20 protein-coding genes are annotated in these 25601 nt (G+C 74.1%); 10 read left to right on the forward strand and 10 right to left on the reverse strand.

What is annotated here, in order from left to right:
• Positions 1–52 precede the first annotated feature (52 nt).
• Positions 53–589, reverse strand: coding sequence for a peptidylprolyl isomerase (locus ACZCAH_RS05760; protein WP_329745713.1), 537 nt, complete (start codon positions 587–589; stop codon positions 53–55).
• A gap of 161 nt (positions 590–750) precedes the next feature.
• On the opposite strand from ACZCAH_RS05760, the gene ACZCAH_RS05765 reads away from it, so the two are divergent.
• From ACZCAH_RS05765 to ACZCAH_RS05785, 5 genes are all read left to right on the forward strand, one after another.
• Positions 751–1536, forward strand: a complete 786-nt coding sequence (locus tag ACZCAH_RS05765) for a hypothetical protein (RefSeq protein WP_464340163.1) — start codon at positions 751–753, stop codon at positions 1534–1536.
• Positions 1537–1570: 34 nt separating this feature from the next.
• Complete coding sequence (locus ACZCAH_RS05770) at positions 1571–2206, forward strand: GNAT family N-acetyltransferase (protein ID WP_464340164.1); 636 nt, start codon at positions 1571–1573, stop codon at positions 2204–2206.
• A gap of 11 nt (positions 2207–2217) precedes the next feature.
• Positions 2218–3132 carry a tRNA glutamyl-Q(34) synthetase GluQRS gene (gluQRS, locus tag ACZCAH_RS05775; protein WP_464340165.1) on the forward strand — a complete coding sequence of 305 codons (915 nt, stop codon included), beginning with the start codon at positions 2218–2220 and terminating at the stop codon, positions 3130–3132.
• Positions 3133–3327: 195 nt separating this feature from the next.
• Positions 3328–6429 carry a YhgE/Pip family protein gene (locus tag ACZCAH_RS05780; protein ID WP_464340166.1) on the forward strand — a complete coding sequence of 1034 codons (3102 nt, stop codon included), beginning with the start codon at positions 3328–3330 and terminating at the stop codon, positions 6427–6429.
• 305 nt (positions 6430–6734) lie between these two features.
• Positions 6735–7559, forward strand: a complete 825-nt coding sequence (locus tag ACZCAH_RS05785; protein WP_464340167.1) for an endonuclease domain-containing protein — start codon at positions 6735–6737, stop codon at positions 7557–7559.
• A 248-nt stretch (positions 7560–7807) separates the two neighbouring features.
• Here the strand turns inward: ACZCAH_RS05785 and ACZCAH_RS05790 are convergent, their stop codons facing one another.
• Both ACZCAH_RS05790 and ACZCAH_RS05795 read right to left on the reverse strand, forming a co-directional pair.
• Positions 7808–9247: a UDP-glucose dehydrogenase family protein gene (locus ACZCAH_RS05790; protein WP_464340168.1), complete on the reverse strand. Its 1440-nt coding sequence runs from the start codon at positions 9245–9247 to the stop codon at positions 7808–7810.
• Positions 9248–9408: 161 nt separating this feature from the next.
• The gene (locus ACZCAH_RS05795) at positions 9409–11997 is read right to left on the reverse strand and encodes an ABC transporter ATP-binding protein (RefSeq protein ID WP_464340169.1); all 2589 of its coding nucleotides are present in this window, start codon (positions 11995–11997) and stop codon (positions 9409–9411) included.
• A gap of 225 nt (positions 11998–12222) precedes the next feature.
• Here ACZCAH_RS05795 and ACZCAH_RS05800 point away from each other — a divergent pair, with 225 nt between their 5' ends.
• Both ACZCAH_RS05800 and ACZCAH_RS05805 read left to right on the forward strand, forming a co-directional pair.
• Entirely contained in the window at positions 12223–12927 is a 705-nt protein-coding gene (locus ACZCAH_RS05800) for a DsbA family oxidoreductase (RefSeq protein WP_464340170.1), read from the forward strand.
• Positions 12924–13202, forward strand: coding sequence for a hypothetical protein (locus ACZCAH_RS05805; RefSeq protein WP_464340171.1), 279 nt, complete (start codon positions 12924–12926; stop codon positions 13200–13202). Before ACZCAH_RS05800 ends, ACZCAH_RS05805 begins: the two co-directional genes overlap by 4 nt.
• Positions 13203–13311: 109 nt before the next feature.
• On the opposite strand, the gene ACZCAH_RS05810 is transcribed toward ACZCAH_RS05805, so the two are convergent.
• The 5 genes from ACZCAH_RS05810 to ACZCAH_RS05830 all read right to left on the reverse strand — a co-directional run bounded on the left by ACZCAH_RS05810 (position 13312) and on the right by ACZCAH_RS05830 (position 18849).
• The gene (locus tag ACZCAH_RS05810; protein WP_464340172.1) at positions 13312–14280 is read right to left on the reverse strand and encodes a VOC family protein; all 969 of its coding nucleotides are present in this window, start codon (positions 14278–14280) and stop codon (positions 13312–13314) included.
• 796 nt (positions 14281–15076) lie between these two features.
• Positions 15077–16366, reverse strand: coding sequence for a M20 family metallopeptidase (locus ACZCAH_RS05815; protein WP_464340173.1), 1290 nt, complete (start codon positions 16364–16366; stop codon positions 15077–15079).
• 37 nt (positions 16367–16403) lie between these two features.
• Positions 16404–17093: an NUDIX hydrolase gene (locus ACZCAH_RS05820; RefSeq protein WP_464340174.1), complete on the reverse strand. Its 690-nt coding sequence runs from the start codon at positions 17091–17093 to the stop codon at positions 16404–16406.
• An 82-nt stretch (positions 17094–17175) separates the two neighbouring features.
• Positions 17176–18162 carry a class II fructose-bisphosphatase gene (gene glpX, locus ACZCAH_RS05825; RefSeq protein WP_464340175.1) on the reverse strand — a complete coding sequence of 329 codons (987 nt, stop codon included), beginning with the start codon at positions 18160–18162 and terminating at the stop codon, positions 17176–17178.
• Positions 18163–18348: 186 nt separating this feature from the next.
• Positions 18349–18849, reverse strand: coding sequence for a DUF2871 domain-containing protein (locus ACZCAH_RS05830; RefSeq protein WP_464340176.1), 501 nt, complete (start codon positions 18847–18849; stop codon positions 18349–18351).
• A gap of 174 nt (positions 18850–19023) precedes the next feature.
• Here ACZCAH_RS05830 and ACZCAH_RS05835 point away from each other — a divergent pair, with 174 nt between their 5' ends.
• The 3 genes from ACZCAH_RS05835 (at position 19024) to ACZCAH_RS05845 (ending at position 22187) form a co-directional block, all read left to right on the forward strand.
• Complete coding sequence (locus ACZCAH_RS05835; RefSeq protein WP_464340177.1) at positions 19024–19959, forward strand: aldo/keto reductase; 936 nt, start codon at positions 19024–19026, stop codon at positions 19957–19959.
• Positions 19960–20121: 162 nt separating this feature from the next.
• Complete coding sequence (locus ACZCAH_RS05840) at positions 20122–21171, forward strand: Gfo/Idh/MocA family protein (RefSeq protein ID WP_464340178.1); 1050 nt, start codon at positions 20122–20124, stop codon at positions 21169–21171.
• 125 nt (positions 21172–21296) lie between these two features.
• The gene (locus ACZCAH_RS05845; RefSeq protein WP_464340179.1) at positions 21297–22187 is read left to right on the forward strand and encodes an ATP-grasp domain-containing protein; all 891 of its coding nucleotides are present in this window, start codon (positions 21297–21299) and stop codon (positions 22185–22187) included.
• Between the two features lie 384 nt (positions 22188–22571).
• Here ACZCAH_RS05845 and xylB read toward each other — a convergent pair whose 3' ends face one another.
• Both xylB and xylA read right to left on the reverse strand, forming a co-directional pair.
• A complete protein-coding gene (xylB, locus tag ACZCAH_RS05850; protein WP_464340180.1) occupies positions 22572–23960 on the reverse strand; it encodes a xylulokinase in 1389 nt (462 codons plus the stop codon).
• Between the two features lie 193 nt (positions 23961–24153).
• Positions 24154–25347 (reverse strand): xylose isomerase, encoded by a 1194-nt coding sequence (gene xylA / locus ACZCAH_RS05855; RefSeq protein WP_464340181.1) that lies wholly within the window; start codon positions 25345–25347, stop codon positions 24154–24156.
• Positions 25348–25601 lie beyond the last annotated feature (254 nt).

Consider the following 25601-nt stretch of genomic DNA (forward strand, 5'->3'; position numbering starts at 1 on the left):
GGGTGCCGGGCCGCTCCGTCCGTCAGGGGGCGCGGCGGCGCCCCCGGAGGGATCACTTCTCGACGGTGACCTTCTCGATCACGACGTCCTCGAGGGGACGGTCGCGCATGTCGGTCTTGACCGCGGCGATCTCGTCGACGACCTTCTTGGAGTCCTCGTCGGCGACGACGCCGAACACGGTGTGCTTGCCCTGCAGGTGCGGGGTCGGGCCCACGGTGATGAAGAACTGCGAGCCGTTGGTGCCCGCGGGGCGACCGGTGATCGCGTTCATGCGCTTGCCCGCGTTGGCCATGGCCAGCACGTAGGGCTCGCGGAAGTTCTTCTCCGAGATCTCGTCGTCGAAGGTGTAGCCGGGGCCGCCTGTGCCGGTGCCCAGCGGGTCCCCGCCCTGGATCATGAAGCCGGAGATGATGCGGTGGAAGACGACGCCATCGTAGAAGGGGCGGGTCACCTTCTCGCCGGTCTCGGCGTCGGAGAACTCGCGGGTGCCCTCGGCGAGGCCCACGAAGTTCTCGACGGTCTTGGGAGCGTGATCGGGGAACAGCTCGAGACGGATGTCCCCGTGGTTGGTGTGCAGAGTTGCGAACATGCGGCAATCCTCGCACAGCACCTGCCCGGGATCGTCCTGGGAGCATCGTCACCCGTTCGCGATAGAGTTGGGGCGATCAGGTCCGGGCGTCCTGCAGGGCGCCGGGGCCCGAGGACCATCGTCGGCCCCCAGCCGGCGGACACGACCGAGAGGGGAACCCCATGGCGCACACCAAGCGGGCGGCCAAGAAGGCCGCGAAGCAGGCGACCGCGGCGCAGGACGCCGTCGGCACCACCGCACAGAAGGCGGAGAAGGCCGTCGAGGAGCTGCAGAAGCTGGCCTCGACCATCGGCCCCGTGGTGTCCGAGGGCGCCCGCGAGGCCGCGCACAAGGCCTCCGAGCTGGCCACCGACCTCAAGGGCCAGTACGGCCCCGAGGTCGAGAAGCAGCTGCGCAAGCAGGGCGAGAAGCTGTCCGAGCTGTCCGGCAACCTCGGCCCCCGCGCCGAGAAGTTCCGCCACGACGTGGAGGACGACTACCTGCCCCGCGCCCGCAAGACCGCCACCGCGACCGGTGACGTGCTCAAGGCCGCGGTCGACGCCGCGCGCAGCGAGCTGCTCAAGGGCCAGGGCGACATCAAGGCCGCCCTCGCCCCCGCCCCCGTGGCCAAGAAGAACCGCGCCGGGAAGGTCCTGCTGATCCTGGGCCTCGCCGCGGCCGGTGCCGCCGCCGGGTACGTGGTGTGGCAGAAGACCCGCCCGGTCGAGGACCCCTGGGCCCCGCCGGCGGACTTCGCCCGCGCCCACTACCCCGCCTCCGCCGCGAGCGACTCCGACTCCGACACCGTCTCGGACACCGTCGGCTCGGCCGATGCCGGCGACGTGGCGCAGTCCCTCAAGGGCGACTCCCACGGCGCGGACACCACGCCCAAGGAGGTCAAGGTGGAGTCCGATGAGTCCGCCTCGGCGGGCGAGGAGAAGCGCGGCACCCACCGCGGTGACGCCTGATCATCCGCTGAGCTCCACTCCCGGAGCCCGCGCCGTGCGTCTGTCCACGCCCCGGCTGCACCTCGCCCCGGTCGCGGCGGACGACCTCGAGGAGCTGTTCGCGCTCCACGCCGACCCCGCCGCCTTCCGGGGTGACACGACCCCGCCGCTCACAGACCGGGTGCAGATGCGCTGGGTGCTCGGCCAGTGGCGCGCTGTGTGGGCGCGGGAGGGGCGCGGGTATCTGACGGTGCGAGCGGCCGACGGGGGCGCCGCGGGTCGAACGGCCGACGGGGGCGCGCCAGGCGGCCCGGGCGGCGGAACCGGTGAGCCGCCGACGGGCCCGGGCGGCTCGGGCGGCGGAGCCGGCGGGCTGCCATCCGGCCTGCTCGGAGTCGTCGGTGTCTCCCCGCTCGCGACCGACGACGGCCCGGTGCTGAGCGCCTACTGGCGGACAGCCCCCGCGGTGCAGGGCCGGGGCGTGGCCACCGAGGCGATGAGGGCGGTGCTCGCCGCTCCCCGGCTGCGCCCGCGCGGGGTCGAGGTGGTCGCGGTGACCGCTCGCGGCAACGTCGCCTCCTGCGCTCTCGCCGACCGACTCGGCTTCCGACCTGTCGCGGCCACGCGGACCGTCCCCGGCGGTCGGGACGGGGATCTCCTGCTCGTCCTCCCTCCGGCGGACGCTCCGTAGACTGCGGGGCCATGACCTCCACCGCCGTCGGAGCGGCCCGCTACGCCCCCTCCCCGAGCGGCGATCTGCACCTGGGAAACCTGCGCACCGCGCTCCTCGCCTGGGCGCTGGCCCGCCGCACCGACCGTGCCTTCCACCTCCGCCTCGAGGATCTCGACCGGGTCCAGGAGGGGGCCGCCGCGCGGCAGCTCGAGGACCTCGCCGCTCTCGGCCTGGACTGGGACGGCGAGGTGGTGCTCCAGAGCGAGCGAGGCGAGGCCCACGAGGCCGCGATCCAGCGCCTGGTCGCGGACGGCCGGACCTTCGAGTGCTACTGCACGCGGCGCGAGATCCTCGAGGCGCCGTCGGCCCCGCACGCCCCTCCCGGCGCCTATCCGGGGACCTGCCGGGATCTGACGCCGGCGGAGCGAGAGGCCGGGCGCGAGCGGATGCGCGGACTGCGCCGGGAGCCGGCGCTGCGGCTGCGCGCCGAGGTCGACTCCTGGGAGGTCGAGGACCTGTGGGCGGGGACGGTCACCGGGGCCGTCGACGACCTGGTGCTGCGTCGAGGTGACGGCGTCGTCGCCTACAACCTGGCGGTGGTCGTCGACGACGCCGCGCTCGGAGTGGACCAGGTGACCCGGGGCGATGACCTGCTGAGCTCCGCGCCGCGCCAGGCGCACCTCGCACATCTGCTCGGGCTGCCCGAGCCCGGCTACGCCCACGTGCCGCTCGCGCTCGGCCCCTCGGGGGCGCGCCTCGCCAAGCGGGACGGGGCAGTGACACTGCGGGATCGGCTCGCGCGCGGCGAGTCCGCGGCGGACGTCCTCGAGCGGCTCGCGGCCTCGATCGGCCTGCCCGGCCTCCGGAGCGCGGACGCGGTCCTCGCAGCCTGGGAACCGGCGACCCTCCCGCGGCAGCCGTGGGTCGTGGACCTGCCCGCCTGACTCGCGCTCGGGCGGGGGCGGCTCGTTACCGGCGGGGCGGCGAGCTGCGCGACCAGTCGGGCGTCCCACGGCGCCCGGCACCCGGCCCCCGTCGGCCCGCCCCCGTGCGCTCGAACGCACCGTTTGTCTGCCTCCTCACTCCGCGCCTGCATACACCGTCGTACTCGATACACGGGTGTATCGTCGCTGTCCGTGATGGATTCTCCCCGTGTCCCGCGCACCTCCTCGCCCGCCACCCCGGCCCCGTCGACTCCCGCCGGACCCGCCTCGTCGGCCCCGTCGGCGGCCCCGGCCCCGACGCGCTCCGCCCGAGCCCGCGCCGCGGCGCTGCTGCCCGCCGAGTGGAAGAAGCCGATCGCCGCCCTCTTCGTGGCCGGCCTCGCCCTCGTGCCGCTCATCTACTCCGGCGCCATGACCTGGTCCTTCCATGACCCCTCGGGCCATCTCAGTGGGATCACCGCGGCCGTGGTGGATCTCGACGAGGGCGCGGACTCGACCGCTCCCGACGGCACCACGACGCATCTCGACGTCGGCGCAGAGTTCACCGAGGAGCTGGTCACGCGGGAGGAGTCAGGGACCGTCTACCGCTTCGTCGAGACCACCCCGGCCCAGGCCCGGGCGGGCCTGGCCAACGGCACCTACGGCGCGACGATCGAGGTCCCCGCGGACTTCTCCCGCCACGTCGCCTCCCTCGGCGGCGACGCGGCCGACGCCGCCCCCGCGATGCTCACCGTCACCACCAACGACTCCGTCAACTACGTGGGCGGCAACTTCACCAAGTCGATCGGCACGGCCCTGACCGCGTCCCTGCGCGACAGCGTGCTCGCGGAGTACCTCGACCAGGTGTACGTGGGGTTCACGAGCGTCCACGACGGCCTCGAGGACGCCGCCTCCGGCTCCGGAGAGCTCGCGGACGGCAGCACCGAGCTGCACGAGGGCACCGGAGAGCTGGTCACCGGCACCGCGGACCTCGAGAACGGCACCGGGCAGCTCGCGAGCGGCGCCGACGACCTCGCCGCAGGGGCCTCCGACCTGCACGCGGGATCCCTCGACCTGGTCGCCGGACTCGACGAGCTGGCCTCCGGTGCGATCACCCTCCAGGACGGCACCGCGACCCTCGCAGCGGGCGCCCACCAGCTCGACGGCGGGCTCGCCGAGCTCGACGCCCAGGGCGCCCCGCTCCGCGACGGTGCGCAGCAGCTCGCCGACGGGACCGCGCAGATCGACGCGGGCGCCGGCTCCCTCGCCGACGGCAGCCGCCAGGTCGCCGACGGCACCGCCACCCTCGACGAGACCGTCTCCGCGGCGGAGCAGTCCCTCGCTGACCTCGGCGTCACCGAGGAGTCCGTGCAGGCCACGAGCGATGATCTGGTCGCCGCGATCGATGCGCTCGAGGGCCTCGCCGATTCCCTCCCCGCGCCGGCGTCCGACGCCCATGCCCTCGCCACCGAGGCGACCGCCCTCGACACCGCCGCGGGCGAGGCCGACACCGCCGCGCAGGATCTCTCCACGTCGGCCGCGGACCGCTCCGCCGACGCCGCCACCGTTCGCGACGGCGCGCGGGACATCGCGGCCGACGCCGGCACCCTCGACACCGCCGTCCAGGACGCGGCGACCTCCGCGACGACCGCCCGCAGCAGCGCCGACACCGCCTCGGAGACGGTCGCCGGCTACGCCGACGGGGTGGACGACCTCGCCGCCCGCTGTGCCGACTCGGGCGCCGACGAGCAGTTCTGCGCGGACCTCACCGCGCTCTCCGAGGACTCCCCCGCGACCCGCGAGGCCGCCGCGACCGCCGCCGCCGATGCGAGCACCGCCGAGACCGACGCGACCGACGCCGCCGGGCAGTCCACCGAGCTCTCCGAGACCGCCACCTCGATCGACGCCGCCGCGGAGCGAGTCGCGACCGACCTCGAGTCCCGCGCGACCACGACCGAGCAGCTCGCCTCCGACATCGGCACCCTGCGCGAGGATGTCTCCGCGCTCACCACCGCGGCGGGAGATCTCGACACCTCGCTCGCCGAGGTGCTGGCCGGGGCCCCGTCGGCCGAGGACCCCACCGCCTCGAGCCTCGCCGACGAGCTGGCCTCGCAGGCGCGCACCGCGGCCCAGGCCGCGCCCGAGGCGTACGCGACCCTGCAGCAGGGCGCGGAGGACGTGCACCGCCTGGACGACGGCGCCCAGCAGGTCGCCAGCGGCGCCGAGCAGCTGCGCGCCGCGACGGGCACCGCCTCCACCGGCGCGACGGACCTCTCCACGGGCGTCACCCGGTACACCGACGGCGTCGGCACCGCCGCCGACGGCGCGGACGAGCTCGCCGCGGGGTCGACCACCCTCGCGAACGGTGCGGAGCAGCTCGCCGACGGCGCGACCACCGCCGCGGACGGGGCCGACGCCCTCGCGACCGGCGCCGGGACCCTCGCCGACGGAGCGGGCACCCTCGCGAAGGGCGCGGACCAGGTCGACGACGGCGCGACGCGCCTCGCCGAGGGCGCGACCTCCCTCGACGACGGCGCCTCCCAGCTCGAGGACGGCGCGGACGAGCTGCACGAGGGCCTCGAGGGCTCCGTCGACGACGTCCCGACCTACACCGACGCCGAGCGGGAGCACCTCTCCGCGACCGCTGCGGACCCGGTGCGGATGACCTTCGATCGCCTCCACGAGCTGACCCGCTTCGGGGAGGGCCTGGCGCCGCTGTTCCTGTGCATCGGGCTGTGGGTCGGCGGTATGGCGATCTTCCTGATGATGTCCCCCTTCTCGGCGGAGGCGGCGGCCGCGGGGGCGTCCCCGCTGCGACTCCTCGCCGGGGGCCTGCTGCCGGCGCTCGGCCTCGGCGCGCTGCAGGCGCTCATCGCCGTGGGCGTCCTCCACTGGGGCATCGGCGTCGAGGTCGACCACCTGGGCCTCATGGTCGGGATCGCCCTGATCACCGGGGCCGTGTTCGTGACGCTCAACCACGGCTTCGGGGCGCTGCTGGGCCCGGTCGGCAAGTTCGTCGGCCTGGTCCTGGTCGCGCTGCAGGTCTCGGGCGCGGGCGGCACCTACCCGGTCGCCACCCTGCCCGACTTCTTCCAGGTCCTGCACCCGTACCTGCCGATGAGCCATGCGGTCGACGCGCTGCGCGGCGCGATCGGCGGCGGCTGGGTCGATCCGCGCGGCGACCTGCTGTGGCTCGCGGGCTGGCTGCTGCTGGGCCTCGTCCTCGGCCTGGCGGGGGCTGTCCTGCAGGGCCGACGCGCGATGCGCGATGGGCTCTCCCCCGCCACGGCCGCGGCGGGGGCGGTCAGCGGCGGGTGAGGTCTGGGGTGGGTGAGGTCGGGGGTGCGGGCTGGGCTGGGTAGCGCGGGCTCGCCCAGCCCAGCCCAGGGGATGGTCAGTGACCGGCGCGTAGCGTCCCAGTACGGATATATCGCCGTAGTGGGACGCTACGCGCCAGTAAGCAACCGCCCCTGCCCCCACCCCGGGCCACGACACGCGCAGGAGACGGCACGAGGGAGTGCAGCGCCCAGGACTCGAGGCACCTTTCCTCCCCAGGAGCGCCCCGTCCACACTGCCCGGCACGGCACCTCCGCCCTCAGCGCCCTGGGTCTGTACTGGCCGCCATGAGGATCCCCGGCATCGTCCACCGATCGGACCTGAGCACGTGCGGCATCGATGAGGCCGCTCGCCGACGTCTGCTCCGCCTCGGGCTCATGGTCCGAGTCGGGACCTGGTACGTCCGCAGCACCGCCCCGCCCGAGATCGTCGGACTGCTCGCGCAGGGACTGCGACCCACCTGCGTTACCGCGGCTCCGCACCACGGCCTGTGGACTCCACTCCACGACGGGGCGCATGTGTACCGCCCTCGCGGCCTGGCTGCGGGCGACAAGCCTCCCAAGGTCGTGATGCACGGCAGCGACCAGAGGAGTTGGCCCGACCGGGATCCTGTCGCGAGCCTCGAGATGACACTCGATCATGCTGGCCGGTGCCTTCCGGTCCGGGACGCTGCGATCCTGTTCGAGTCCGCTCTGAACCGACGTCGGCTGTCGGTCCGTGCGGCGCAGCAGCTCGTGGCCGCCCTGCCGTCCTCGCGCCGGCAGCAGCTGTCCCGCATCTCCCCGCACGCCGAGTCCGGGACCGAGACCGCGGTGCGCTGGTGGCTCGAGTCCCTTCACGTCCCGGTCACGCCGCAGGTGAGGATCCCGGGGGTGGGGAGGGTGGACCTGCAGCTGGGCGAGAGATGGGTCATCGAGTGCGACAGCGTGCGCTATCACGACAATCCTCAGCAGTACCACCTGGACCGGGCACGCGACCTGCAGCTCCAGGCACTCCGCTACTCCGTGACGCGACTGACCTGGGAGCAGGTGTTCCTCGACTGGGAGCGCACCTCCGCACTCCTGCTCACGATCCTCCGCCGCCGGGAGCACCGGCTCCCCCTCGCGTCCTGAGGGGTGCCGCGGTCGGCAGGGCATCTCGGCCGGGATCGTCCGTTCAGCGCCGACGAGTACGGGCGTGTGGCGTTCCTGTACGGATATATCGCCGTACTGGAACGCTACGCGCCAGTAACTGACCATCGCCTCGGGGAGAGGCAGGGCGGGGCAGGGGCGAGGCGGGGCGGGCGGGGCGGGGCGCCCGGGGTCAGGCGGGCGCGGGCAGGCGCGCGCAGGTCAGGCGGGCGTGGGCAGGCGCGCGCAGGTCAGGCGGGCGCGGGCAGGCGCGTGGACGCGGAGCCGGCGGGCACCGCACTGACCGCCGCCGCGCCGGTGGGCACCGCACTGATCGCCGCCGCGCTGCCAGCCCCGGGCCGTGCCGTGCCGCGGCCGAGGGCTCGCACGTCCCAGCCCGCGGCGCGCCAGGCGGGCAGGTCCAGCACGGTGCGGCCGTCGATGATCCGCGGTGCCGCGACCAGCCGTGCGGCCTCGGACGGGTCGAGGTCGCGGTACTCGCGCCACTCGGTCAGGAGCAGCACCAGCTCGGCGCCGCGCAGGGCCTGGGCGGTGTCGGGCTCGGCGATCAGGCCCTCGACGCGGCGGGTCGCGTTCGCGAGCGCCTCCGGGTCGGTGATCGTGACCTGGGCACCGGCGGCGAGGAGGCGGGAGGCGACCTCGAGGGCGGGCGAGTCGCGCACGTCGTCGCTGTCAGGCTTGAAGGCCGCGCCGAGAACGGTGATGCGTCGGCCCGCGAGGGAGCCGAGCATCTCGCGGGCGATCTCCACCATGCGCACCCGTCGGCGCTGGTTCACGGTGTCGACCTCGCGCAGGAAGCCGAGCGCGGGTCCGACGCCGAGGTCCTCGGCGGAGGCGATGAAGGCGCGGATGTCCTTGGGCAGGCAGCCGCCGCCGAAGCCCACCCCGGCGCGCAGGAACTTGGGCCCGATGCGGTCGTCGAGGCCGATCGCGGTCGCCACGTCGGTGACGTCCGCACCGCTCGCCTCGCACAGCTCGGCGATCGCGTTGATGAAGGAGATCTTGGTGGCGAGGAAGGCGTTCGCGGACACCTTCACCAGTTCGGCGGCCTCGTAGCCCATCACCAGGCGCGGCATGCCGGCGGCGAGGATCGGCGCGTAGACGGCGTCGAGCAGCGCCACCTCGGCGGCGGCCGCGTCGGTCCCGGGGTCGGCGACGCCGTAGACCAGTCGGTCCGGGGCGAGGGTGTCCTGCACCGCGAAGCCCTCCCGCAGGAACTCGGGATTCCACAGCAGCGACACCCCGGGGAGCGCGCTCAGGCGGGTCGCGAGGTCCCGCGCGGTGCCGGCGGGGACGGTGGACTTGCCGACCACCAGGGTGGGGGCGCCGTCGCGGGCGGGGAGCACGGCGGCGAGGGCGTCGACGGCGGCGTGCACGGCGGTGAGGTCGGCGCCGAAGCCGTCGGCCCGCTGCGGGGTGCCGAGGCCGAGGAAGTGCACGTCCACCTCGGCGAGCTCCGCGTAGTCGGTGGTGAAGCGGAGGCGGCCGCTGTCGAGGCCGCGGCGCAGCAGCTCGGGGAAGCCGGGCTCGTGGAACGGCGCGTCACCGGCGGCGAGGGCCGCGATGCGGGCGGCGTCGATGTCGAGGCCGATCACCTCGTGCCCGATCTCGGCCATGCTCGCGGCGTGCACCGCTCCGAGGTAGCCCACTCCGAGGACGGAGATCTTCACGGCGGGACCCGCTTTCTCGCGCGGCCCCGGGGGTCACCGGTGGTGCCAACGGACCCGCTGGGGCTCTGGGACAGTCCCTCCACTGTGGGCCGCGGAGGTGACATGCGGGTGTCGGCGCGGTGGAGCGCAGTCGAGGGTCCCCCGTCGATCCGGCGACGTGCTCAGCGCACGTCCTCGTCGCGGGCGCGCAGCCAGGTGGCGACGCGTCCCGACGGGTCGGTCTCGAGGGCGGCGGGAGAGCCGTCCTCGAGCACCTCGCCGTCCTCGAGCCACAGCACCCGGTCCGCGGCGCGCACCGCCTCGGCATCGCGGCTGATCACGAGGACGGTGCGGCCCGCCGTGAGGGTGCGGAGGGCGGCGAGGACGCTCTCGCGCTCGGTCGCGGCGAGCTCGGCGTCGGCCCCGTCGAGCACCACCACGGGGGCGTCACGCAGCAGAGCGCGGGCGATCGCGATGCGGCGCCGCTGCCCGTCGGTGACGGGATGTCCGTCGCGCCCCAGCACCGTGTCGACGCCGTGCGGGAGGGTCGCGGCGAGCTCGTCGAGCCCCACGCGGGCGGCGGCCTCGGCGACCTCGCGGTCGGTCGCCCCGGGCCGACCGATGCGGATGTTCTCGCGCATCGTGTCGGTGAAGAGGACGGGCTCGCGCTGGACCACCGCGATCTGGCGGCGCAGGTCGACGAGGGAGACGGCACGGGTGTCGTAGCGGTCCAGCAGCACCCGCCCGGTGTCCGGCTCCTCGAAGCGGAGCAGGTAGGCGAGCAGTGCCGCGGACTCCTCCCCCGCCTCGTCGAGCAGGGCGAGGTGCTGCCCGGCGGGGACCACGAGGGAGACCGCGTCGAACAGTCGCGCAGGGTCGCGGCCGGGGGCGGGACGGGCATGGGTAGTGATCGCGGAGTAGACGATCTCGCCGCGCACCTGCTCGAGCCGCTGGATGCGCTCCGGCTCGGCGATCCCGGTGGGGCGGGCGAGCAGGGAGCCGATCCGGGCGGCGGCCGTGCGGGCGGCGCGGAGCGCGGGCAGAGCCCGCGCCGTCGGACCCACCGCGAGGACCAGCACGAGCAGCTCGCCGAGCAGCAGCACCAGCTCCCCGGGGGTGACGGCGCCGCTCGCGAGCTGCGGGGCGAGGACCGCCAGCAGGCCCGAGGCGCCGGCGACCGCGGCGAGGAGCTGCAGGGCGCGGTCCAGGGCGACGCTGCGACGGGCGCGGGTGAGGGCCCGGCCGGCCCGCAGTCCCGCCTCGGCGAGGCCCCGCTCCGAGCGGGTCTCGAGGCCGTAGGACTGCACCGTGGTCGCGGCGGTGACCAGCTCCTCCGAGGTCGCGGCGAGCAGCTCCTGCTCGAGGGCGGCGGCCCGCTCGGCGGAGACCGTGCGGCGCGCGGTGAGCACGGAGAGCAGGGCGGCGAGCACCGCGGTGCCGAGCAGGACGAGCGCGGCGGACGGCGCGAAGATCGCCGTCACCCCGAGGGCGGAGACCACCGTGAGCAGCCCGCCGACGAGCCGCGGGCCCGCATGGGTGACCAGGTCGCGCAGCGCGTCGGTGTCACGGGTGAGGGGGCCGACGTCCTCGGCGGCGGAGCGGGCGTCGCGAGTGCGGCTCGGGGTCAGGGCGTGCAGGTGGCGCAGCAGGCGCGAGCGCAGTGCGGTCGCGGTCCCGGCGCCGGCCCGGCCGAGGGCGGCGGACGCGACGAGACGGGCGGCGACGGCCAGGACCACGAGCCCGCCGAACAAGGCGAGAGGGACGCCGATGCCGTCCGACCCGGTTCCCCGCGCCGCATCGACCGCCGAACCGAGCGGCACGGGCAGGGCGACCACGAGGCCCACGCCGAGGACGAGCGCGATCCAGCCGGTCAGCACCGCACGACGGCGGACGGTGAGGTGCGGGGCGAGCAGGTCGAGGGCGGCCCGCAGGGTGCCGGGGGCCGACGGGGCGGCAGACGCCGGGGCGGACGGGCCGGGAGTCGCGGTGGCCGACGAGCGGACGGGCACCGACGGAGCCCGTTCCGGATCGCCCGGCAAAGTCGGGGCAGGTCCGACGGAAGTCTCCGCAGCCTCGACGGGAGCCTGCTCGGGCTCCGCGGCGGCCGCGTCGACGTCCTCCGTCCGGATGCCGGTGCCCTCCGGGACCTCGGCGGCGGTCGGCGCGGTCGGCACGAGCTCGGGGGCATCGGCCGCGACGGCCCGGGCCTCGTCGCGGGCGAGCGGCTGGGTGACGGCGTCTGCCCCCGCATGGTCCGCCTCCGCGACCACGCTCCAGCGGGCCCCGGACTCGGGGTCGTCGGCGGCGAAGGGCCCGGGGACGGGGTCGGGAGCCGGCGCGGGCGCGGGCGCGGGTGCGAGCGCGGCGGAAGATTCCGGGGCAGCGGCGGGCCCGGCGGCGGGGGCGGGCTGCTCGATCAATTCTGGCTCTGCGGGGGCCGCGTCCTGCAGCCAGTCCGCGGCGGTGGACGACGTCACCGGGGAAGCCTCTGCGAGACGAGCGACGCGCTGCGCCGGCAGACGGAAAGGAGCGGGGTTGTGGGCCACCTGCGGGCGGCGCCTCGGCCGCACCCCGCGCAACACCCGGGCGGTCCGACCGGCGGCGTCAGCCGGGCCGACGTCGGCCCGATCGCCGCCGTCGGCCTGATCGGCGCCGTCGGCCGCCGCCTCCGCACCCGAGCCGGACGAGGCACTCCAGAGGTCGGCCTGCGCCTCGGGGCTCCAGGCCGGGGGCGTCCGACGGGAGGTGGGCACGGGGAGCGGCGGAGTCATGGCGGTCCTTGGTCGAGAGCGGGACAGGACGAGTCTGTCACCTCCGGGACGCACCCCGCCCCGTCGGCCGTCCCAGCATCCGCCGGTCCGGTGAACGGAGGGTGAGGACGGTATGAGGAGTCCCTCGGCACACCCCGCCGCACCGACCCCCGTACTACACTTTTCAAATACCCGCCGGGGGTCTCCGCTCCTCCGACGCCGCACCCCGACCCGAGGGAGGCCCCCGTGACGACCAGCCCCCAGCCCACCACCGAACCCCTGATCACCGTGGACGTCTGGACCGACGTGGTCTGCCCCTGGTGCTACATCGGCGAGTCCCGCCTGCACGACGCGATCGCCGCCGAGGGGCTCGAGGGCCAGGTGCGGCTGCGCGCCCACTCCTTCGAGCTCGACCCCACCTCCCCCGTCGACTCGGATCGCACGAACATCGAGCACCTCACCGCGGCGAAGGGCATCCCCGCAGGCCAGGCGCGCGAAATGGAGGAGAACATCCGCACGATGGCCGAGGAATTGGGTCGCGAGTACGTCACCGAGCGTCCGATGGCCAACACCCGCGGCGTGCACCGCGTGATGCAGGCGATTTCCGCCGCGCACGGCGCCGACGCCGCGACCTCGTACTTCATGGACCTCCAGCGGGACCACTTCACCGGTGCGGGCGACCCCTTCGACGCCGACGCCGTGGTGCGCCGCGCCGTCGCCGCAGGGCTCCCCGAAGACGTCGCCCGCGACGCGCTCGAGGGGCGCAGCCACGACGACGCGGTCGAGGCGGAGGTGCGCGAGGCCGTCTCGATGGGCGCGCGCGGCGTGCCGTTCTTCCTGTTCAACGACAAGTACACGGCACCGGGCGCGCTGCCGCTGGACGCCTTCCGTCAGGCGCTGCGTCAGATCGCCGAGGAGGCCCGGCGCGAGCGGTCGGCGGAGCAGGCATGAGCACCTCCTTCGAGGCGGCGGGGGTCGCGTCGGCGGAGACCGGGATCGCCGGGCCGACGGGCTCGTCGGCGGATCCCGCGGTCGCCGGGCCGACGGGCTCGTCGTCCGGGACCACCGCGGCGACCCGGCCTGCGGAGCCGGTCCTGTCGGCCGACGGCCCAGCACCCGAGACCCCGACCGAGCGGGCCATCGCGCCGCTCTCCTCCCTCACCTCCCTGCTGGGCGGGGACGTCGCCGGCGGGCAGGCCTGCGCCGCCGACGGCACCTGCGACTGACCCGGACGACGACCCCCGAGCACGACGAGCGGGGCGGGCCGAGGATCTCTCCTCGACCCGCCCCGCTCCGTCGTGCCCACGGCGCGCGTGCCCACGGCGCGGCGCCGGCTCAGCGCGTCAGCAGCTCCTCCGTGCTGGTGCCCGGGAGGCTCAGCGTGACCGGCGTGCCCCACGGATCCTGGACCGCGACGGAGCGGCCGGAGTCCGCGTAGGAGATGCCGGCGGCGGAGAGTCGGGCGGTGAGGGCGTCGAGATCCTCGCGGGCGGGGAGGGTGATCGCGACGTCGGCGAGGCCCAGGGTCGCGGCGCGCGGGCCGGCGCCGGCGCTGTTCCACGTGTTCATGGCGACGTGGTGGTGATAGCCGCCGGCCGCCGCGAAGAGGGCCCCCGGATGGGAGCCGACGGTGGTCTCGAATCCCAGGGTGTCGACGTAGAAGCGGCGGGCGGCGTCGACATCGCCGACCTGCAGGTGCACGTGGCCGACGATCCCGGGGCGCATGCCGGGGTCTGTCGAGGCGTCCTCGGTGAGGTGCTCGGTGAGGTACGCGTTGGGGTCGATGTAGAGGGTGTCCATCGCGACCTGGCCGTTGCTCCACGTCCAGGTGTCGCGCGGGCGGTCCCAGTACAGCTCGATGCCGTTGCCCTCGGGGTCGGTGAAGTAGAAGGCCTCGGAGACGAGGTGGTCGCCGGTGCCGGCGAAGCGGGAGCGAGGATCCTGCGCGGCGCGTAGCACGGTCCCGGCGAGGGAGGCCTGGTCCTCGAACAGGAAGGCGGTGTGGAACAGGCCGGCCTGGGCACGGTCGACACCCGGGAGGCCCGGGGTTGCGACGAGGCGCACGAAGGGCACGTCCCCGCGGCCGAGCACGCGGTGCACCTCACCGCCGACGCGGGCCTGCTCCTCGAGCGGGGCCAGGGCGAGGGCGTTCTCGTAGTACGAGCTCATCAGCTCGAGGTCGCCGACGCGGAGGGTGACGGCGTCCATAGCGAGGTCGGCCGAGAGGCGACGCTCGTCGACAGGGAGGTGGCGCTCGTCAACAGGGCGGGAGGCGGTGGAGGGCTGGGCGGGCGACGACGTCATGGCGGCGATCCTTCCGATCGAGGAGAACAGGACCATCATGCCTCGAGTTGATCCAATATTCAACCACTTGGGGAGATGCGGTCGCGCGCAGCACAGCGCGAGCGGTCGCGAGACGCCGCGCCAGGGACGGCGCCTGGGGCGTCGGGCGGCGACCGGGGCGAGGGACGAGGGGCGAGGGACGAAGACCGGGGCGAGGCGACGGGCTCGGGCCGAGGCGCTCGGGGCGAGGTCGACAGTGTCGGCTGGCGAGCCATATCTGGGGTGGATCTGGCTCGTGAGCCGACACTGTCGACCCGGGGTGACGGCGCGGGCCCGGACGGCTCCCGGAACCCCCACACACTTGGGGGAATTCGGCGCGGATAAGCCCCAGTGTGCGGGGGTTTCCAGGGGTGGGACGCAGGGCCGGGGCAGGCGGCGCCGGGCGGGGGCGGCCGGGGCGCCGGGCCGGGGCGGGCGCAAGGGGCGGCCGGGGCGCGGAGCGGAGGGCGCCCGGACAGGACTCAGGGCGGTGAGCTGTGCTCACCGCCCTGTCCGCCGCGGGTCCGCTCTCCCCTGCCGACCCGGGGTCCTGAACCGCTCCGCCCGAGAAGGCCCTCATCGGTGGAGCGATGAGTTAAGGCTAGGAGCCCCAGACGACCCCTGACCGGGACCTGGGTCCCGCATCGCGCCAGCCCCCGGCCGCGGCCTGGCACCGGGTCAGCCCCGCGCCGGGTCCCGCGTCACCCCGGCCGCAGCCGGCCTCGCGCCAGTCCCCGGCCGCAGATCGGCGCAGCCCGCCCCGGCAGCACGCGCCGGATCACTCCCCGACCGGAGCCCCGTCGCCCGCACCTGCTCCTGCCCGGGCCGCGAGCTCCGCCGCTCGGGCCAGCACCGCCTCGCGCGCCCCGGGATCCGCGGCGACGTCCCGGATCACCCAGGCCATCGCGACCGCGGCATCGTCCATCAGGCGCAGGCCCTCGGCGGAGAGCGCGTGCTCGGCGAACTCGCGGGTGTGCAGCGCCCCGCCCGCCCCGGTGATGCCTACGAAGGGGTGGATGCTCGGCACCCGCTGGGAGACGTTGCCCATGTCGGTCGACGCGCGCATGACGCCGAGCGAGCCGGCGAGCGGTCGCCCGAGGCGCTCCATCGCCGCGTTCCAGTGCCGGCCCAGCACCTCGTCCTGCAGCAGCGGCTCGTAGACGGGCTCGGTCTCCTCGATCGTGAGGCCGCAGCCCGTCGCGAGGGCGCCCGCCTCGATGCAGGCCACGAGGGAGCGCCGCAGCTGCTCGAACTCGTCCATCGCCAGGGCCCTGCACTCGAAGTCCACGATCGCGAGCTCCGGCACCACGTTCGTCACCCCGGACTGCTGGGGCACGAGGGAGAGCCGCTGGCCGTCCTGCAGCCGCTGCCGCAGCAGACCCGCCGCCACCTGGGCGATCACCGCGGCGTCGTTCGCGTTGATGCCGTCCGACGGGTTCGCCGCCGCGTGCGCCGCCCGGCCCGTGTAGGTCGCGCGCCACCGGCCGACGGCCTGGCTGGTCGAGCCGAGCACGTCGTAGGTGTCGGTGTGCGGCACGGCGTGGGTCATCAGCGACAGGTGCACCCCCTCGAAGACCCCACGGTCGATGAGCAGCTGCTTGCCGCCGCCGTGCTCCTCGGCGGGGGTGCCGATGACCTGCAGGGTCACGTCGAGGTCGGCGAGCTGGTCGGCGAGCGCGAGGGCGGCCCCGATCGAGGAGCCGGCAATGATGTTGTGCCCGCATCCATGGCCGATCTCCGGGAGAGCGTCGTACTCGACGCACAGGGAGGCCACGAGGGAGCCGGTGCTGCGAGTCCCGAGGGTCGCCCGGAAGGCGGTCGGCAGATCGGCGACGCCGCGCTCGAGGGTGAAGCCGTGGCCCTCGAGCAGGTCGGCGCAGCGGTCGTGGGCGCGGTGCTCGGCGAAGGCCAGTTCGGGGTCGGAGTGGATCGCGCGGGAGAGGGCGTGGACCTCGTCGCGGGCGGCGGCGTAGGCGGCGGCGATCTCGGCGCGGCCGGCGGCGCCGCCGGGATCTGCCGCGGGATCCGCGGACGTGCCGGGCGCGGGAGCGGCTTCGGGGGCGGTCATGTGCCCGATCGTGCCACGTGCCGCGTCCCCGTCGGCCTCAGTTCCCGGAGCGGAGCAGCGGCGGGTTCAGCGAGGCGCCGGTGCCCGCGCGGTAGAGACGGGCGGGGCGGCCGCCGGTCGGCGCCGCGTGGCGGTCGAGGTCGATGAGGAAGCCGTCGGTGCGGGTCGCCTTGCGGTGGAAGTTGCCCGCGTCGAGGCTGGTGCCCCAGACGCTCTCGTACACCCCGCGCAGCTGGGTGATCGTGAACTCCTCGGGCAGGAAGGTGACGGCGAGGGTCGTGTACTCGAGCTTCGAACGTGCGCGCTCGACGGCGCTGGCGAGCACCTCGGCATGGTCGAAGGCGAGGGCGATGTCGGCGAGCTCGTCGACCGCCCACCAGCGGGCGTCGGCGACGTCTTCGCCGCGGCGTGGATCGGGCAGGTCGGCGCCGAGGGCCATGAAGGCGATCGAGACGACGCGGCCGCGGGGGTCGCGGCCGGGGGTGCCGAAGGTGCGGACCTGCTCGAGATGCACGGCGCTGCTGCCCAGCGAGGCCTCGTCGGCGAGGACCCGGTAGGCGGCCTCCTCGAGATCCTCCTCGAGCTGCACGAAGCCGCCAGGCAGGGCCCAGGCGCCGCGGTGCGGGTCGTCCTCGCGCTGGATCAGCAGCACGCTCAGACGACCTGCGCGGAGGGTCAGGATGATCAGGTCGACAGCGACACGGAGCACGGGAGCGGGAGACGCCATGGGCTCAGGCTATGCCGCTTCTCGTCATCGTGACGCCAGGTGCCGCGGATTTCCTCGTCGGCGCGGCGCGGGAAGAGCCGCCTCAGCCGTTCAGCCAGCGGGCCCACTTCTCGGCGCGGTGCTCCGCCCGCACGATGCGGACCGTCCCCGAGGTGGAGCGCATGACGATCGACTCGGTGACGATGCGGTCGGCCCGGTAGCGGACGCCCTGGAGCAGGTCGCCGTCGGTGATGCCGGTCGCCGCGAAGTAGCAGTTGTCGGAGGTGACGAGATCATCCGTGGTCAGGACACGATCGAGGTCATGGCCGGCGTCGATGGCGCGCTGCCGCTCGTCGTCGTCGGTCGGGGCGAGGCGGCCCTGGATCATGCCACCGGTGGCCTTCACGGCGCAGGCGGCGATGATCCCCTCGGGAGTGCCGCCGGTGCCCAGCAGCATGTCCACCCCGGCGCCGCGGGCGGCGGCGATCGCTCCGGCCACGTCGCCGTCCATGATGAACTTGACGCGCGCCCCGGCGTCCCGGATCTCCCGCACGAGAGCCTCGTGGCGGGGCCGCTCGAGGACGCACACGGTCACCTGGCTGACGGGCTTGCCGAGCGCCTTCGCGACCAGCGCGACGTTCTGCTTGATCGGCAGGCGGAGGTCCACGAACTCCGCGGCCTCCGGGCCCACGACCATCTTCTCCATGTAGAACACGGCCGACGGGTCGTACATGCTCCCCTGCTCGGCGACGGCGAAGACGGCGAGCGCGTTGTTGTAGCCCAGCGCGGTCAAACGCGTGCCGTCGATCGGGTCGACGGCGACGTCGACGGTCGGTCCGCTGCCGTCGCCGACCCGCTCGCCGTTGAACAGCATCGGCGCCTCGTCCTTCTCGCCCTCGCCGATCACGACGGTGCCGTCCATCCGCACGGTGTCCATGAAGGAGCGCATGGCGTCGACGGCCGCGCCGTCAGCCCGGTTCTTGTCCCCGGCGCCCACCCAGCGCGCTCCGGCGATGGCGGCGGCCTCGGTCACGCGCACCAGTTCGAGGGCGAGGTTGCGGTCGGGCGCGGTGGTCTGGTTCTCGGTCATGGGTCCTCCGTCGTCGTTGTCGAAGTCCTGGCACGGTGCTGGTCAGCGGCGGGAACCGCGAGCAGCCGGGCGGCAGGCGCCCGTGCCGCGAGCCTACCGTCCCGGCTGCGGCGTGCGGGGCGCTACGGCGGGGTCCGCACTGGGTGTTGCGGCGGGGTCCGCGCGGGGCGCGGGGCCCCCGCCCAATCAGCGGCCGACGGGGGCGGGGCCGGAGGGGTCGACGGCGGCGGGGGCGGGCGCGGTGGCCGTCACGGCACCGCCGCGGGCGGCCAGGTGCTCCCGGACCCCGGCGCGGAGGGCGACGAACAGCGCCACGAGGCCGACGGTGAGGATCATGTGCCCGAGACCCGCGATGTCGGGGATGGCCGCGCTGTTGGTCGCGGGGTCCTGGCCGTCGAGGGTGAGGAGGCCGCGCACGGCCTGCATCGCGACGGTCAGCAGCAGGCCGACGTTGTAGGTCCAGTAGAAGACGGCGAAGGAGCGGCGGCCGCTGACCGAGAGCAGCGCGTCGAGGGCGAGCACCACGAGGAAGACGATCATGCCCAGGACCAGCAGGTGGGTGTGCAGGGTGGAGAGCTGGGTGTCGACCCCGAGGGAGTCGGTGGCCTTGGTGTACTCGCGGTAGAAGAGGCCCGAGGCGAGCCCGAGGACGAGGTACATGAGGGAGGTGTTCAGCAGTCGCATCATGTCCTCGACGGTAGGAACCCTGGGCCGCGCGGAGATCAACCGAAGGATGGAGCGCGCTGGTGGCGCGGACCACGGCGGGCATAGGCTCGTCCCCGGCATCGACGCCCGACCTGCTCGACCCGGCTGGCATCGACGCGCGGCCGTCCGGCTCCCTCTCGCGATCCGAGGATCCCCATGAAGCACTTCACCCTGCCCCACACCGACATCTCCGCGCCGAACGTCGTGCTCGGCCTGATGCGCATCGCCGAGAAGTCCGACGAGGAGATCCGCACCCTGGTGCGCACCGCCCGCGACGCCGGCATCGACTTCCTCGACCACGCCGACATTTACGGCGGGCAGAAGCACCGCTGCGAGGAGCGCTTCGCGGAGGCGCTCGCGCTCACCCCGTCCGAGCGGGACCAGGTGACGATCCAGACCAAGGCCGGGATCGTCACCGACGGCCCGTACTTCGACTACAGCTACGAGCATCTCGTCGAGTCGGTCGAGGGGTCCCTCGCGGCGCTGCGCACCGATCGCATCGACATCCTGCTGCTGCACCGCCCCGACGCCCTCGTCGAGCCGGAGGAGGTCGCCCGCGCCTTCGATCACCTGCACTCGAGCGGCAAGGTCCGCCACTTCGGCGTCTCCAACCACACCCCGCGCCAGATCGACCTGCTGCGCAAGCACGTCGACCAGCCGATCGTCGCCAACCAGCTGCAGCTGTCGATCACCCACTCGACGTTCATCGCGCAGGGCGTCGCCGCGAACATGCAGGGCACCGACCAGGCGATCGTCCGCGACGGCGGCGGGATCCTCGACTACTGCCGTCTGCACGACATCACCGTGCAGGCCTGGTCGCCCTTCCAGGCGGGCTTCTTCGACGGCGTGTTCCTCGGGCACCCCGAGCACGCGGAGCTCAACGCCGTCATCGACCGCCTCGCGACGAAGTACGACGTGACCCCGGAGGGCATCGCGACCGCGTGGATCACCCGGCATCCGGCGCAGATGCAGGTCGTCCTCGGCACCACCACCCCGCAGCGGGTCGCCGACTCCGCGGCCGGCTCCGAGGTGCCGCTGACCCGCGCCGAGTGGTACGAGCTGTTCCGCGCCGCCGGGTGGATCGTCCCCTGATCCACGAGGGTGCGCGCCGGTCGACGACCGGCCGGCGCGCTCCCGACCCCGTTGGCCGGGCATCCCGCGGCAACCCCTGCCGCCCCGCCGCCCGACCGACCAGAATGGATCGGATCTCATTCCCCCGAGGAGCCGCAGTGGAGCGGCGAGGAGGCACAGCCCATGGCGCAGCGACGGATCGGCCTGGTCGGATACGGCGACGTCTCCGTGGTGCACGTCGGAGCGATCGAGGCGATCGAGGGGCTGGAGCTCGTCGGCACCGCGGATCTCGACCCCGCCGCCCGGGAGCGCGCCACCGCCGAGACGGGGGTGCCCGCCTTCACGACCGTCGCGGAGCTGATCGACGCCCTGGGCCCGGACGCGATCCACGTGACCACCCCTCACGACCAGCACGTCGGCCCCTCCCTCGCGGCGCTCGAGCGGGGCGTGCACGTGCTCCAGGAGAAGCCCCTCGCGCACACCCTCGCCGAGGGCGAGCGGCTCGTCGCGGCCCTCGGCGAGGCCTCCCGGGTTCCCGCCCCACGGGCCGACGGGGGCACCGGTGCGCCGAAGATCGGCATCTGCTTCCAGAACCGTTACAACCGCGGCAGCCAGGAGCTGCACCGCCTGCTGACCTCCGGCGAGCTGGGCGCGGTCCGCGGCGCCTACGCCTCGGTGGTGTGGACCCGCACCGCCGAGTACTACGCGGCGAAGCCATGGCGCGGCCGCTGGGAGAACGCGGGCGGCGGGCTGCTGATCAACCAGGCGATCCACACCCTCGACCTCGTGCAGTGGCTGCTCGGGCCGGTCGAGCGCACCGACGGCCTGGTCTCGCAGCGCAAGTTCGCGGGGATCACGGAGGTCGAGGACACCGCGGAGCTGCTGCTGCACCACGCCGACGGCGTGACCACGAGCTTCTACGCGACGCTCACCGCGCCGATCGCCCGGCCCGTCGAGCTCGAGGTCGAGACCGATCTCGCCTACGCCGAGGTGCGCTCGGGGACCGGCGGCGGGCTGACCGTCCGCTGGAAGGACGGCCGCGTGGACAGCTTCTCGGACCGCGTCGCGACTGCGGGCGGCCGCTCCTACTGGGGCGTGTCGCATGAGGAGCTGATCCGCGACTTCTACGCCTCGCTCGACGACCCCGCGCCGTTCTGGATCGGGCCTGCGGAGGCGATGGGCTCGCTGCGGATCCTCAAGGACGCCTACCGCATCAGCGGCGTCGGGAACTGAGCCCGGCCGAGAAGGTCGGCTGGTGGGCTGACGGGTCGGCGGGTCGCGGCGGGCGGGTCGGCGGGCCACGCGGGCGATCAAGACTCTCGGGCGGAGTCCTGCCGTGCCCCGCTAGGGTCGCGCCCATGCCCCGCATCGCCATCGTCATCACCCACCCCGACTTCTACTCTGCGGCGGATCCGGATCGCGACTGCGCCCCGCTCGTCGCCTCCCTGCGGTCGCGAGGCGTCGAGGCCGAGTCGGTGTCGTGGCGCGACGAGACGTCGGACTGGGCGACCTTCGATCTCGCGGTGATCCGCAGCCCCTGGGACTACGTCCTGCACGCGGACGATTTCGCGGCCTGGCTCACGCGCGCCGGCGCCCGGACCCGGATCCTCAACGAGCCCGAGCTGGTGCGCTGGAACATGGACAAGCGGTACCTGCGCGAACTCGAGGCCGCCGGGGTGGCGGTGGTGCCGACCACCTGGCACACGGACGAGGCGTCGCTGCGCGCGGCGCTCGCAGAGCACGCCGACGGAGCGCACGTGGTCATCAAGCCCGCCGTCGGCGCCGGCTCCCAGGACACCGGGCTGTTCGCGCGCGACGACGCCAGGGCGATCGATCTCGGCAGACGGATCCAGGCGCGCGGCGGCACGGTGATGCTGCAGCCGGAGATTCCCGAGCTCTCCGCAGGCCTCGAGAAGGCTCTGTACACGATCGACGGCCGCCTCACCCACGCGGTCGCCAAGGGCGCCCTGCTCGCCCGCGGCGGTGGTCTGCGCGGCGGCGTGTACCAGGAGGATCCGCAGGTCGTGGAGGTGAGCGAGGCGGAGGCGGCGTTCGCCGAGCAGGTGCTCGCGGCGGTCTCTGCGGCGACAGGGCTGGAGACTCCGCTCTACGGCCGGATCGACGTGGTCGACTCGGCGGAGAACGGCCGGGTGCTGCTGGAGGCTGAGCTCTTCGAACCGACGTACAACCTGCACCTCGTGCCCGACGTGGTCGAGGTCTTCGCGGAGGCGATCCTCGCGCGGGTATGACGGCGGCTCGCGAGGCCAGCGGACCAGCCGCGCTGGCACCGTCGGCCGAGTGCTGCATATGGACCGCAAAGCGGGCGTCGAAGCGGTCCAAAGGCAGCACTCGCCTTATCGGCCGCGCCCGCATCGAGCATCGCCCCCGCACCGCCGCTGCTGCCAGGTCGACACTGTCGACTGGCGAGCCAGAAAGTCGCCGGATCTGGCTCGTGAGTCGACAGTGTCGACCGGCGCACGGGGCCGGGGGCTCCGCTCGCGCACCGAGTGCTGCATCTGGACCGCCAAACGGGCGTCGTGGCGGTCCAAACGCAGCACTCGACCCGGCAGGCTACTCACCACCTGCCAGGCGCCTCACCAACCGGCGGCGCTCCCCCGCCCGCGGCCGCTCGCTCACCAGCCGGCCGTGCGGTCCTTCAGCGCGCGGTAGGCCTCGAGCACCTCGGGGGTCGCCTCCGCCGAGACCGTGCGCGAGCCGCTGATCTCCCAGGCCGGCGGCTCGTCGGTCCCGGCGAGCGCCCACGCGGCCTGACGGGCGGCGCCGAGCGCGACGTACTCCCCGTCGGGCGCGATGGTGACCTCGCGGCCGAAGACCGCGGGCGCCAGCTCCTGCACGGCCCGCGACCGGGCGCCACCGCCGATCAGGGTGATGCGCTGCGGGGCGGTGCCGGTGCGCTCCTCGAGGGCGGCGATGCCGTCGGCGAGCGAGCAGAGAAGGCCTTCGACATAGGCGCGGGCCACGTCCTCGCGGGTGGTGGAAGTGCTCATGCCGGTGAGGGTCGCGCGGGCGCCCGGCCGGTTGGGGGTGCGCTCCCCGTCGAAATAGGGCAGCAGCGTCACGCCGTGCGCACCGGGCACCGAGGCGAGGGCGAGCTCCGACAGCTCCTCGTGGCTCACGCCGAGCAGCGCGCGGCCGGCCTCGAGGATGCGGGAGGCGTTGATGGTAGTAGTCATCGGCAGGAAGCGGCCGGTGGCGTCGGCGAAGCCGGTCACGGTGCCGCTCGCGTCGCCGGGCCGGGCGTCGCTGACCATCGCGCACACCCCGGACGTGCCGATCGACACGGACACGTCGCCGGGGCCGAGGGAGAGGCCCAGCGCCGCGCCCATGTTGTCGCCGGTGCCGGCCGCGATCGCGGCGCCGCCCGCGGTGCGCGCCATGATCTCCTGCGGGACCGACGGGAGGCGCGGCAGCTCGACCGCCCGACCCAGCGCCGCCTCGGCGAGCGCCGGCGCCCACGCCTCCTCGCGGGTGGAGTAGTAGCCGGTGCCGGAGGCATCGCCGCGGTCGGTGAACGGCGCGGTGCCCGCCTCGGCGAGGTGGAGGGAGACGTAGTCGTGCGGGAGCATCACGCGCGCGGCGCGGGCGGCATTCTCCGGCTCGGCGTCGCGCACCCAGCGCAGCTTGCTCGCGGTGAAGGAGGCGACCATCAGGCTGCCGATCTCCTCGACGCTCGCCGCCGCCCCGCCCATCTCCTCGATCAGCGCGGTCGCGGCGCCTGCGGAGCGGGTGTCGTTCCACAGCAGCGCGTCGCGCACCACCTCACCGGCGTCGTCGAGCAGCACCATGCCGTGCTGCTGGCCGCCGACGGCCATGGCCTCGGCCCGCTCGAGCAGGGGCCCGGCAGCGTCGTCGACCGCGGCGAGCCAGGCGCGCGGGTCGACCTCGGTGCCATCGGGGTGGGCGGCGCGACGCTCCTCGAGGACCTGGCCGGTCTCGGCGTCGACGAGCAGCGCCTTGGTGGACTGGGTGGAGGAGTCGATGCCGAGGACGAGCGGAGCCATCGTGGGTCCTTTCGGAGGGCGGGGGTGGAATGGCGGATGGTGCAGGGAGTGCTGTCCACGAAAGGGACGTCAGCGGCACGGGACCTGCATATAACAGGCCACGTGCCGCTGAGAGCCCGTTCGTGGACGACGGCCGACGGGCCGGACCGTGACCGAGATGGGGCGGGACGGGCGACCGACCCGCCCCCGGACCTCAGGCGCGGAAGCCCAGCAGGTGCTGCATGGCCAGCTGCTGCAGGCGCACGAAGCCGAAGTTGCGCTCCCCGGCCTTGTCCGCGTCGAACTCCTCGAAGGTGGAGCGGTCGGCGAGCAGGTCAGCGAGGGTCTCGCCCTCGGCGAGGGTGGGCTGGGCGAGCTCGTCGATGCCGGAGTACGCGAGCGCCTCCTGCACCTCGGAGTCCTGACGGAACGCGACCGCGCGCTCCTTGAGCATCAGATACATCTCCATGTTCGCGGCCGCGGAGTCGTACTGGCCCTGCTCGTGCTCGGTGCGCGAGGGCTTGAAGTCGAAGTGGCGGGCGCCCTCGTAGGCCCCGGGCTTGGACGGGAAGCCGTTCTCGAGCAGGTCGACGGTGAAGAAGGCGCTGATCAGGTCGCCGTGGCCGAACACGAGGTCCTGGTCGTACATCGGGCCGTGCTGACCGTTGAGGTCGATGTGGAACAGCTTGTCGCTCCACAGCGCCTGCGCGAGGCCGTGGGTGTAGTTGAGGGTCGCCATCTGCTCGTGCCCGGTCTCGGGGTTGATGCCCACGATGTCGCCGTGCTCGAGCTGCTCGATGAAGGCCAGGGCGTGGCCGACGGTGGGCAGGAAGATGTTGCCGCGGGGCTCGTTGGGCTTGGGCTCGAGGCCGATCCGCAGGTCGTAGCCCTTGTCCTTGATGTAGCCGGCGACGGTGTCGAGGCCCTCGCGGTAGCGCTCGAGCGCGGCGTGGAGATCCTTGGAGCCGTCGTACTCGGCGCCCTCGCGGCCGCCCCACATGACGAAGGTGGTCGCGCCGAGCTCGGCGGCGAGGTCCACGTTGGCGAGCACCTTGCGCAGGCCGAAGCGGCGCACGGAGCGGTCGTTGGAGGTGAACGCGCCGTCCTTGAAGACGGGGTGGGCGAAGGTGTCGGTGGTGACCATCTCGATCACGAGGCCGGTCTCGTCGGTGACGGCCTTGAGCTGGTCGATGATCCGCTGGCGCTCCTCGGGGGTGGCATCGAAGGGGATCACGTCGTTGTCGTGGAAGGTGAAGCCCCAGGCGCCGAGCTCGGCGAGCTTGCGGATGTGGGCGGACAGCTCGAGCGGCGGGCGGGTGGCGAGGCCGAACTGGTCGCGGGCCTCCCAACCGGTGGTCCACAGACCGAAGGAGAACTTGTCGTCGCGAGTGGGAACGGGGGCGGTCATGGCAGCTCCTGGGTAACGGCCGACGGCGGCGTCGGCGGGTGGCGGGGAGGTCGTCGCGAGAACGTCTTCCCTTAGTAAGTTTCCGTAACTAATCTACTCATGGGAGGCTGATCCGCACAAGCGGGAGATCAGTCGGATCCGCCGCCCGATCCGCCGGTCGGCGAGGATGGCCCGACCCCGATTCCCGCCGGCTCCCGCCGGAGCTCCGTTCGGACCCGGAGTCCGATTCCCGCACCAGCACCACCCCGGCACCG

The sequence above is a fragment of the Brachybacterium sp. B718/18 genome, from assembly GCF_055454375.1.

Excerpts from the sequence above, each read along its gene's own strand:
- ACZCAH_RS05760 (WP_329745713.1), bottom strand. The coding sequence starts at position 589 with ATGTTCGCAACTCTGCACACCAACCACGGGGACATCCGTCTCGAGCTG.
- ACZCAH_RS05765 (WP_464340163.1), top strand. The coding sequence starts at position 751 with ATGGCGCACACCAAGCGGGCGGCCAAGAAGGCCGCGAAGCAGGCGACC.
- gluQRS (WP_464340165.1), top strand. The coding sequence starts at position 2,218 with ATGACCTCCACCGCCGTCGGAGCGGCCCGCTACGCCCCCTCCCCGAGC.
- ACZCAH_RS05780 (WP_464340166.1), top strand. The coding sequence starts at position 3,328 with ATGGATTCTCCCCGTGTCCCGCGCACCTCCTCGCCCGCCACCCCGGCC.
- ACZCAH_RS05785 (WP_464340167.1), top strand. The coding sequence starts at position 6,735 with ATGAGGATCCCCGGCATCGTCCACCGATCGGACCTGAGCACGTGCGGC.
- ACZCAH_RS05795 (WP_464340169.1), bottom strand. The coding sequence starts at position 11,997 with ATGACTCCGCCGCTCCCCGTGCCCACCTCCCGTCGGACGCCCCCGGCC.
- ACZCAH_RS05805 (WP_464340171.1), top strand. The coding sequence starts at position 12,924 with ATGAGCACCTCCTTCGAGGCGGCGGGGGTCGCGTCGGCGGAGACCGGG.
- ACZCAH_RS05810 (WP_464340172.1), bottom strand. The coding sequence starts at position 14,280 with ATGACGTCGTCGCCCGCCCAGCCCTCCACCGCCTCCCGCCCTGTTGAC.
- ACZCAH_RS05815 (WP_464340173.1), bottom strand. The coding sequence starts at position 16,366 with ATGACCGCCCCCGAAGCCGCTCCCGCGCCCGGCACGTCCGCGGATCCC.
- ACZCAH_RS05820 (WP_464340174.1), bottom strand. The coding sequence starts at position 17,093 with ATGGCGTCTCCCGCTCCCGTGCTCCGTGTCGCTGTCGACCTGATCATC.
- glpX (WP_464340175.1), bottom strand. The coding sequence starts at position 18,162 with ATGACCGAGAACCAGACCACCGCGCCCGACCGCAACCTCGCCCTCGAA.
- ACZCAH_RS05830 (WP_464340176.1), bottom strand. The coding sequence starts at position 18,849 with ATGATGCGACTGCTGAACACCTCCCTCATGTACCTCGTCCTCGGGCTC.
- ACZCAH_RS05835 (WP_464340177.1), top strand. The coding sequence starts at position 19,024 with ATGAAGCACTTCACCCTGCCCCACACCGACATCTCCGCGCCGAACGTC.
- ACZCAH_RS05840 (WP_464340178.1), top strand. The coding sequence starts at position 20,122 with ATGGCGCAGCGACGGATCGGCCTGGTCGGATACGGCGACGTCTCCGTG.
- ACZCAH_RS05845 (WP_464340179.1), top strand. The coding sequence starts at position 21,297 with ATGCCCCGCATCGCCATCGTCATCACCCACCCCGACTTCTACTCTGCG.
- xylB (WP_464340180.1), bottom strand. The coding sequence starts at position 23,960 with ATGGCTCCGCTCGTCCTCGGCATCGACTCCTCCACCCAGTCCACCAAG.
- xylA (WP_464340181.1), bottom strand. The coding sequence starts at position 25,347 with ATGACCGCCCCCGTTCCCACTCGCGACGACAAGTTCTCCTTCGGTCTG.